This window comes from Acetatifactor sp., assembly GCF_982438285.1.
The window spans coordinates 1-9044 of sequence record NZ_CEWDFQ010000103.1 but is presented as its reverse complement, the minus strand read 5'-3'; the positions used below and the strand labels follow the sequence as shown (position 1 = coordinate 9044).

Genomic DNA, 9044 nt, shown 5'->3' with positions numbered 1-9044 from the left:
GAGTACGAGGATGAAGCCAAATCCATATTGATCGAGCACAATCTCCGGCTGGTGGTGTACATAGCAAAAAAGTTTGACAATACGGGCGTAGGGGTGGAGGACCTGATTTCCATTGGAACCATCGGCCTGATCAAATCCATCAATACCTTTAACCCTGAGAAAAAAATCAAGCTTGCCACCTATGCTTCCAGATGTATTGAGAATGAAATCTTAATGTACTTAAGAAGGAATAACAAGACCAGACTTGAGGTGTCCATAGACGAACCCTTAAACGTGGACTGGGACGGAAATGAGCTGCTTTTGTCAGATATCCTGGGGACGGATGAGGACGTGATCTACCGCAACCTGGAAAGCGAGGTGGAGCACAAGCTTTTGATGGGAGCGGTGGAAAAGCTGTCGGAGAGGGAAAAGACCATTATCAATCTCAGATTCGGACTGGGGAGCCTGGACGGGCAGGAGATGACCCAGAAGGAGGTGGCCAGTCTTTTGGGAATTTCCCAGTCCTATATTTCAAGACTGGAAAAAAAGATCATGCGCCAGCTGAAAAAAGAAATGAGCAACCATTTGCAATAACAGGACGGATAGTATATACTGGAAACTACAGCCGTCTTTCGGCGACTTTCAAACAAAAGCAGGCGGTGCATAACATGATACGGCGGGAAGATATCTTGTCAATGGAATATTTGAAGAAAACAGAATATACGGGCTGTCACCAGGGAATGCGCTATCGTCTGGAGAAAGCCCAAAATGACCAGGGAGAAGAAAAACTGAAGGTTACAGTCTGGCCGGAGCCCTTTAACTTTTTCTGCACGGCACAGGAGTTAAAGACAAGCGCTTTTTTTGACTTCTCAGAGGATGGGGTGACAGACGCTGTGGCCTGGATGAACGACAGATTATTTGAGGATAAGGATAAATGGGAGAATATATAATCAGGGATATGGTGTCCGTGTTTCGGTATCTTCCCTATGGACTTGTGGTGGGAATCGTGGTGGCCATTATTCTCAGCGCAGTAAATGATCGCAGGGTGCGCAGATATAAAAAGCCTATTTCTGTGGCTGCAGTCACAAGCTTTTTTATGTACACGGCCATCATTCTGCTCATTACTTTTTTTTCCCGGGAAAGCGGCAGCAGAAGGGGCGTGGACCTGGAGCTGTTTTCCACCTGGGGAATTAACGCAAGAAATAACGCCTATGTGGTGGAAAATGTACTTTTGTTTATTCCCTATGGCTTTGTGTGCGCCTGGGCCATACGGGCGGCAAGAAAATTCTGGGTATGTGCGGGCTTAGGGCTTTTTTCCAGCATAGCCATCGAATGCCTCCAGCTTGCCACGGGAAGAGGATATTTTCAGATTGACGATATTCTCACAAATTTTTCGGGGGCTGTGCTGGGCTATATTTTGTTCCGGTGCATTTTGAGCGAGGGACGCACAGAGCCAAAACGGGCAAAGCTGGCGTATATCATTCTGGCTGTGCTTGCAATGGCGGCCATGATTCTGGGAATATTCGCCTTTTCCAGTGAAAGCGCAGCCGATTCCAATGCCTTCAGCATGCGGGCAGCCTCCTTTGTGGTAAGGACGGTGGATCAGTGGCTGCACATTGGTCTGGACAGCGGGGAGACGGCCGTGGTTACCCAATTTATGAATCCGCTTTTGCGAAAGCTTGCACATGCCTCTGAGTATGCCGCCCTTGCCGTGGTGTTCGGCTTCGGCTATCAGCTGATGAAGCAAAGGCGCGCCAAGGTGGTGAATTTCTTTTACGCGGTGATTTTGTGCGGCTTTATCGCCGTTCTGGATGAAATGCTTCAGAAGTACGTTTTCCTCAGAACGGGAAGGGCCCTTGATATTGCCATTGATATTTTCGGCGCCATCATAGGAGGCTGCGTGTATGTTTTTTTAAGTGAATTATTTGATTTTCTGGCCGGCCAAGAGGAGTAGCCGGCCCCTTTTATGCGCTGAGATAGGCGCGCATGGTGCGAAGGGCGTTTTTCTCAAGCCGGGAAACCTGGGCCTGGGAGATACCTATGGCCTGGGCAACCTCCATCTGGGTTTTTCCCTCAAAAAAGCGCATGGAAATGATCTCGTGCTCTCTGGGATTGAGCCGTTTCATGGCCTCGCTTAAGGAAAGATGCTCCACCCAGGTTTCCTCCTTGTTCTTTTTGTCGCTGATCTGGTCCATCACATAGAGGGTATCGCCGCCGTCGGTAAAGATGGGCTCGTAAAGACTCATAGGATTTTGAATGGCGTCCATGGCATAAACAATATCCTCCTTGGAAATACCCACCTCGCTTGCGATCTCTTCAATGGTGGGCTCCTTTAGATTTTTCCGGGTGAGGGCGTCTTTAGCGTAGATGGCCTTGTAGGCCGTATCCTTTAGGGAACGGGAGACTCTGATCGAATTGTTGTCTCGAAGGAAACGTTTGATCTCCCCGACGATCATGGGTACGGCATAGGTGGAAAATTTTACGTTCAGTGAGGAATCAAAGTTATCGATGGCTTTGATCAGGCCAATGCAGCCGATCTGAAATAAATCGTCCACGTTTTCATTGCTGGAGGAAAAGCGTTTGATTACGCTTAATACCAGCCGCAGGTTTCCTTCGATATAGGCTTCTCTGGCCTTTAAATCCCCTTCCTCAATTCGTTTGAAAAGTGCCTCCTTCTCAGCAGATTTTAAGAGCGGAAGTCTGGAGGTGTTTACTCCGCAGATTTCTACTTTACCCTGTGCCATTGTCGCTGCCTCCTTAAAATGATGTATTGCTAGTATTTACGAAGGTGCTTTTGCATATACATGAAAAAAACAAAAGGGCGGCGGAGGAAATGCTTTTTTCTGAGCTTAAATGCAAGGATGTGATTAACATAAGAGACTGCAAAAAGCTGGGAAAGGTCTGTGATCTGGAATTCGATGAGTGCAGCGGCTGCATCCGTAAAATTATGGTGCCGGGCTGCAGTAAAGTGCTGGGCTTTTTGAATTGTGAGCCGGATATCGTCATTCCCTATAAGGACATCAGGCAGATAGGGCCGGATATTATCTTGGTTGACATAAATTGTTAGACATAGTGCACTGTCAATACTTGCAGACATTTGGTCTATATACTACAATGATTGGGAAAAAAGTCCTATTTTTGTATTATTAATGAGAAGAGGGGCTCGGACAACAGGGTATCAGACAGATAAGGAGAGACGGCAGCATGTATCAGGTGGCTCTTTGTGATGATGAGAGGACAGAATTGGATAAGGTACAGAATATGCTGGAGGTTTACTGTAAGGAGCATTACGGCACAGACCTTCTCATAGAACGTTTTGAAAGAGTCCGGAAGCTGTTGTCTGCGGTCAGGGAAGAGGATTATCTGCCAGACCTGGTGCTGATGGATATTTATATGCCGGAAAAATCAGGAATGGAAGCAGCCAGAGACCTTCGCGATATGGGAAACGAAAGCAGGATTTTATTTCTCACCTCCTCTAAGGAGCATGCGCTGGAGGCATTTGACGTGGATGCGGCCCAGTATCTGGTAAAGCCTATAGAACAGGAGAGGTTTTTTTCGGTGCTTAACAGGCTTTTGAGCGACATGGCAAAGGAGAGGAAAAAGTATCTGCTGTTTCGGATTGACGGCAGGCTGCGGCGTGTGGCCCTGAGGGATATTGCTTTTTGTGAGGCCCAGGGCAAGTCCCAGTGCCTTTTTCTGGCAAACGGAGCACAGCCCTTGGTGCATATGACAATGAAGGAGCTTTCCTCCATGCTTGCTCCATACAGAGAGTTTGTAAGGGTGGGGCTGCCTATATTGTGAATCTGGGGTATATTGACAGTCTGAACGCAAGAGAGATCAGCTTAAATACCGGAAGGAAAATCTATCTGCCGAGAGGAACTTACCAGTCCTTAAAAAAGCAGTATCTGCAGTACTATTGTGAGGAGGAATGACAGTTGACGCTGGGAATCACGCCGCTTTTGTCTATATTTCGAAATCTGGTGGAGATTGTGGGTTTTTGCCTGCTGTTTCTATGTCTGGACAGACCGAGGCTGTCCTGGAAAAAGACTTGTCTCTGCTATGGAATCTTTGTGCTTACCGGCGTTTTGGCAGGCACTCTGTGGGTGCTGGCTGCGCCGGAGAGTTATGGGAAATATTGCACTATGGTTATTTTTGCAGAGTCCACCATATTGTTTCAGCTGTTAAGCCGGGATCACTTTTTTCAGGTGCTCTATAATCTATCCTTACAGATATTTGTGCTGCTCTTTATGATTGTGGCAGGTATTTTGACGGCAGATCATTTTTTTGACGGGAATCCCTGGGTGGATGTGGGCCTGCGTACCCTTGTCATTGGTCTGCTGGTGTTTGTGTATCTTAAGTGGTTTCGAAAACCCTTCCGCAAAATTTCGGATGATCTGAAAACTCAGTGGTGGGGAATCTGCATCATATCTGTTGCGGGAAATGCTCTGACCTTGTATTATGCCACCCGCCCGGTCTTGATCCCACTGCGGGGAGCCAGAGAGCAGATTTTGTTTTTCTGCATATGTGCCCTTCTTTTTCTCACCCATCTGGTTATGCTGTATACCTTATATCTGATGCAGCGGGAGATGGAAGAGAAGAAGGAAATGGAGCTGACTGCGTTAAACGCCAGCCTGTTAAAGAGAGAGCTTTCTCTGATGCAGAAGCAGGTGGAGGAAGCCAGGCGTGTCCGCCATGATCTGCGGCATCATGATCTGGTGATTGGAGAGTATGTAAGGCGGGGAGAAATCGGAGCGCTTCTTGCTTATTTGGAGCAGCGGGAAGGTGAGTATGCCGGAGAGGCTTCCGAAAGAATCTGTGAAAATTTTACAGTGAACAGTATTCTGGAGGCGTATGTAAGGGAAGCGAGGCAAAAGGGAATCTGGGTGGATTTGCAGGTGGCCTGCTCCCGTCAGACAAACATCAGGGAGAACGATTTTATTGCTATTTTGGGAAACGCCATGGAAAATGCAATTCATGGCTGTGAAGAATCTGGCAGAAAAGAGAAGCGGATTTCGGTATATCTGAAGCAAAAGCAGAACAAGCTGGTCATACGGATTTCCAGTATTCTGCGCAGTGTGAAAAAGTATAAGGGGGAGGCGGATTTTACTGCAGAGAGCGGAGAATTTGTGGCGAGAATACTGCTGCAGATTCCGGAAAAGCAGCCTGAGTAAAAACTATAGGGAGAGGCAGCCTTTTAGGGCTGCTTTTTTCGTGGGAGGGAATCTGCAAATTGTGCCGAAAAAAGTGCAGATGGTTCCAATGTCCTAAAAAGAATGCTCCTTTTTGCTATAAGTACTTTACTTAAAAAGACTGATCAGAATTTGCGTACATCATATGTCAGACAAAAGAAAAGGAGAAATTCAATGAAAAGGATGAAAAAGCAGAAGGGAAGAATATTGGCGTGTGTGCTGATCGCCGCATTGCTTGCGGCACAGACGGGCACCATAAACGCCTTTGCAGAAAAAAATTCGGGGACGGCGCAGACCGCATCCGGGGCATCGCCGCAGGAAAGCTATGTGCCGGATGTATCCTCGGGGGATGTGTCCTCCGGGAACCTTGCCGGACAAACGCTCCCCCAGACGCCTGACGGAGCGCTTCTTGGGACGATTCTTTCAGATTATTTTCCCGGGGTGGAGGACGGGGGGATTTATGACGCCATCCTTTCCATGGATGAAAATACCAGGCTCTCCCTGACGGCGGCCTATGAAAAGCTCACAGCCGCTTTGACACAGGAGGATGAGCAAAACGAGAGGCTGCAGTATCTGATGTCACAGCTGCAGGGAGGCATACAGGCTGCGGCTGCAGGGGAGACGATTTTGGCTCCTGCCTTCTACAGTCTGCTTGCGTCTCCCGCAGAGACGGCAAAGCAGCCCGTTGCCCTGCGAAAAACGGGAGGCTCAGGCCAGGCCTTTATCTATTACAATTTTGTGGAAACCACAAGCTTTACTCCCGGTGTGACCTATGCCTTTTTAAACGGCGTATACGGACCGGAGGACGCGGTTTCCATGCTGGGCTCCGGGGCTATTTTGACGGCGAAAGAAGACAGCAATAATTCCAGCCGCTATATAAGGAGATGGTATGGGGATGACGCTCAGGTCAAGGTCTATGTGGATGTGGACACCAAGGGAAAGGGCTTTGACAACTGTCCCTCCGGCGGCCTCTACGCGGTGCCGGGTACCGAAAATCCTGTGGCTTACCGGTATTTCTGCCAGGCCAGCGGCGCGCAAAACTGCAGGAGGGGGTAGAGTATTACGCCAGAGCCTACGCTGTCACGGTAGATGATGTGACCTATTACAGTGAGGAGCTCACCGCAGGACTGGGGCTGCCGGACTACGGAACCTTCACCATACAAAATAATGGAGACAATACCTTTACGGTGACCAGAAGCGGCGGAACGGCAGGAAGCCAGACGGTGTATTACCGGACGGTGAACGGCTCCGCGGTGGGCGGCACCCATTTTACCCATAATGCAGGTACCCTTACCTTTCAGGAAGGGGAGTCCGTAAAGACCATTACCGTCAGCGAGAGCGGCGCCAATGCAGCCTACAGTGCAGGCGGCACAAGCAAGGCCGCTACCGCCTATTCCAACGCCGACAGGACGTATTCCGTAGAGCTGTACCGCGTCATCGGAGGAGGAAGCCTGGGGACGGAAAAAACTGCCATGCGCACCATGACGGCGGCAGACGCCTATAAGGTGGACAGAAGCATCTATACTGCGGAGAAGGAAAAGAGCACGGATTACAGCGGCAATCCCCAGTGGGTGACGGACCACAGTGATACGAAAGACGGAGATATTTACTGGGTGTCTGACAGGAATGAGAACACCCATCCCCAAAAGCATAATTTTAACGCAAGCGCCAAGGTGGCGGACAGGTATTCCGCAGAGGCAGCCTATATCCTCAATACGGCGGACTTCTACCTCTACCGATATGCGATGGGGGTATATGAGCATGAAGACTGCTGGGAGCATGCCTGGATGGGCAACCATGCGCCTAACAATGCGGGGAATGAGACAAAGCTTGCGGGAAGCTATACCAAAGAACCGATTGCCCTGGATGACAGCGTGGCAGGACAAGCTATCTGGACGGCAAATTTCCAGCTGGGTGAGGGAGACAGCACAACCAAGTATTTTCCTACATTAAGGACAGATAGTGGTATAGATACAGGAAATAATGAAGCGCGAAAGAAAACGGTATATAAATACAACGCAGCGTCGGGGAGTATTGTAGAAAGAAACGGCAGCTATTACGCCAGGCTTTCCATCCAGGATACGGTATACAGCTATTTCTCAGCCAGCGGGGCAGATTATGACAGGTGGTACGTGACGAGCTTTGCGGACTACACCCTGATCGACGACGGCAGAGAGCCCCAGGTCCTGGGAATTGCCCCTATGGCAGGAGGCTTGTACAAGGTGGGGGATTCCTTTACGGTATCCGTGATTTTTGACGAGATTGTGGACGGACAAAACAGTACCATGACTGCCCAGAACACCTATCTGGCTACTTCCTGGGGACAGGCATATTATGCGGGAGGCGCGGATACCAATGTGCTGTATTTTACTGGCACTGTGGCGGCAAACCCCGAAGAAACCTTGAAGGTAACCGGTATGACCGGAGGGGAAAATATCAAGGACATGTGTGACACCACGGGGACCCAGACGGGTGCTGCCAATGGTTCCACTGATGCAAAGGTGGACGCTTCTGCTCCCTCCTTTACAGTTGCGGGAAAGGGTATTGCAAACGGAACCGGCACGGCGGTGGTTACGGTAACTGGGGATAAGAGTAAGACCAGCGGCCTGCGGTATGTGTGGTCGGATTCGGCAGCTATGCCCGCAGAGGGCTGGGTGGAGATGAGCGACGAAGAGCTGGCGGCCGCAAAGGGAAGCGCAGGCGTCTCTCTCTCCATCCGCAAGGAGGCCGGCAGCGGCCAAAGCAATGGGAAATGGTATCTCCATGTGATCGGCACCTATGACACCACAGGAGCCACGTCGTACCAATATGCCCAAGTAGATTTCGGCACAAAGGAGAGCCCTGTCCCGGGCAGTGAGCCCCCTGCTTTGACGGTTTCGGCGGACAACACAAGCTGGGCAAGGGAGAGGCAGATTCGTATTACTGCCAGCGCATCGGGAACGGATGCTTCTCTCAGGTACCGGGCTTCCGGCGGGACGGCGTGGACGAATTTGAACATAACGGATACCAGCGTCACGGTGACGGAAAATGGATACTACACCTTTCAGCTCACGGCAGGCGACCAGACCATCACCGAAAATGTCCTGGTGGAAAAGATTGATTTGAACGCTCCATGGGCTTCCATAGGCGGCCTGACGGAGGACAGTGAGGAAGCCCCCAGGGCGGGGATTTATATAAAGCTTGCTCTGCCCATTTCCTTTGGGGATGGGGAATCCGGAGTAAGCAAGGCAGAGTATGCCTGGACGGACAGTGCCGCAGAGCCTGTCTCGTGGGAGACCCTTGCAGACTTAAATACGGACGTGCTGGCCTACACTGCGGTGGAAACTGCGGAAGCTGCCAAATATCTGCACATTCGGGTGACGGATCAGGTAGGGCATACCTATTCTGCCACGTCCCAGCCTTATCTGGTGCTTTCCCAGACGGCAGTGGACACCCATGCGCCGAAGATTACCCTCACCGGCGCACCCACCCAGTGGACCAACGACCTGCCCACCCTGATATGGCGGCTTTCGGATTATGAGAATAAAAACTATACGGTGACGGAGCCGGGGGGACTTACCTTCTCCAAGGAGGCGTCTGGAAACTTCCTGGCCACGGAAAACGGCACCTATACGGTGACGGTGGTGGATGAGGATTACGGCGGAAGCAATACGGCGTCGGTGACGGTGGATAAGCTGGATTTGACGGCGCCCACAGTGGCGGTATCCGGCGTTCCTGCAGGCTGGGAGGAAAGCGCTCAGTCTATTACCCTCACTCCCACGGACAGTCAAAGCGGTGTGGGAGAGGCATATTATAAGGTGGTAGCTTCCAGGGATGAGATTCCCACAGAGGGGCTTTCGACGCTGAACCCGGCGGGCCAAACCGTAACCCTTTCCC

The 9044-nt window shown here is 50.6% G+C and carries 10 protein-coding genes; 9 read left to right on the top strand and 1 reads right to left on the bottom strand.

Annotation, left to right across the window (positions count from 1 at the left end; all coding sequences use genetic code 11):
- From sigE to AC1WIP_RS06900, 3 genes are all read left to right on the top strand, one after another.
- Positions 1 to 573: RNA polymerase sporulation sigma factor SigE (sigE, locus tag AC1WIP_RS06910; protein WP_481141160.1), on the top strand; the 573-nt coding region annotated here is incomplete at its 5' end.
- Between the two features lie 74 nt (positions 574 to 647).
- Complete coding sequence (locus AC1WIP_RS06905; protein WP_481141159.1) at positions 648 to 929, top strand: hypothetical protein; 282 nt, start codon at positions 648 to 650, stop codon at positions 927 to 929.
- Positions 914 to 1933 carry a VanZ family protein gene (locus tag AC1WIP_RS06900; RefSeq protein WP_481141158.1) on the top strand — a complete coding sequence of 340 codons (1020 nt, stop codon included), beginning with the start codon at positions 914 to 916 and terminating at the stop codon, positions 1931 to 1933. The genes AC1WIP_RS06905 and AC1WIP_RS06900 overlap by 16 nt, the downstream gene beginning before the upstream one ends.
- A gap of 10 nt (positions 1934 to 1943) precedes the next feature.
- On the opposite strand, the gene sigG is transcribed toward AC1WIP_RS06900, so the two are convergent.
- Positions 1944 to 2723 carry an RNA polymerase sporulation sigma factor SigG gene (gene sigG, locus AC1WIP_RS06895; protein ID WP_481141157.1) on the bottom strand — a complete coding sequence of 260 codons (780 nt, stop codon included), beginning with the start codon at positions 2721 to 2723 and terminating at the stop codon, positions 1944 to 1946.
- Positions 2724 to 2812: 89 nt separating this feature from the next.
- On the opposite strand from sigG, the gene AC1WIP_RS06890 reads away from it, so the two are divergent.
- The 6 genes from AC1WIP_RS06890 to AC1WIP_RS06865 all read left to right on the top strand — a co-directional run.
- On the top strand, positions 2813 to 3046 hold the full coding sequence (locus AC1WIP_RS06890; protein WP_481141156.1) for a YlmC/YmxH family sporulation protein: 234 nt from the start codon (positions 2813 to 2815) through the stop codon (positions 3044 to 3046).
- A 137-nt stretch (positions 3047 to 3183) separates the two neighbouring features.
- Entirely contained in the window at positions 3184 to 3780 is a 597-nt protein-coding gene (locus AC1WIP_RS06885; protein ID WP_481141155.1) for a LytR/AlgR family response regulator transcription factor, read from the top strand.
- Positions 3777 to 3911 (top strand): hypothetical protein, encoded by a 135-nt coding sequence (locus tag AC1WIP_RS06880; protein ID WP_481141154.1) that lies wholly within the window; start codon positions 3777 to 3779, stop codon positions 3909 to 3911. Before AC1WIP_RS06885 ends, AC1WIP_RS06880 begins: the two co-directional genes overlap by 4 nt.
- A gap of 3 nt (positions 3912 to 3914) precedes the next feature.
- Positions 3915 to 5150, top strand: coding sequence for a sensor histidine kinase (locus tag AC1WIP_RS06875; RefSeq protein ID WP_481141153.1), 1236 nt, complete (start codon positions 3915 to 3917; stop codon positions 5148 to 5150).
- A gap of 192 nt (positions 5151 to 5342) precedes the next feature.
- On the top strand, positions 5343 to 6224 hold the full coding sequence (locus AC1WIP_RS06870; RefSeq protein ID WP_481141152.1) for a hypothetical protein: 882 nt from the start codon (positions 5343 to 5345) through the stop codon (positions 6222 to 6224).
- A 38-nt stretch (positions 6225 to 6262) separates the two neighbouring features.
- The coding region (locus tag AC1WIP_RS06865; RefSeq protein WP_481141151.1) for a Calx-beta domain-containing protein at positions 6263 to 9044 on the top strand (2782 nt) is incomplete at its 3' end.

What these genes read in the sequence shown, in the direction of transcription:
- AC1WIP_RS06905 (WP_481141159.1), top strand. Translation starts at nt 648, where the DNA reads ATGATACGGCGGGAAGATATCTTGTCAATGGAATATTTGAAGAAAACA.
- AC1WIP_RS06900 (WP_481141158.1), top strand. Translation starts at nt 914, where the DNA reads ATGGGAGAATATATAATCAGGGATATGGTGTCCGTGTTTCGGTATCTT.
- sigG (WP_481141157.1), bottom strand. Translation starts at nt 2,723, where the DNA reads ATGGCACAGGGTAAAGTAGAAATCTGCGGAGTAAACACCTCCAGACTT.
- AC1WIP_RS06890 (WP_481141156.1), top strand. Translation starts at nt 2,813, where the DNA reads ATGCTTTTTTCTGAGCTTAAATGCAAGGATGTGATTAACATAAGAGAC.
- AC1WIP_RS06885 (WP_481141155.1), top strand. Translation starts at nt 3,184, where the DNA reads ATGTATCAGGTGGCTCTTTGTGATGATGAGAGGACAGAATTGGATAAG.
- AC1WIP_RS06870 (WP_481141152.1), top strand. Translation starts at nt 5,343, where the DNA reads ATGAAAAGGATGAAAAAGCAGAAGGGAAGAATATTGGCGTGTGTGCTG.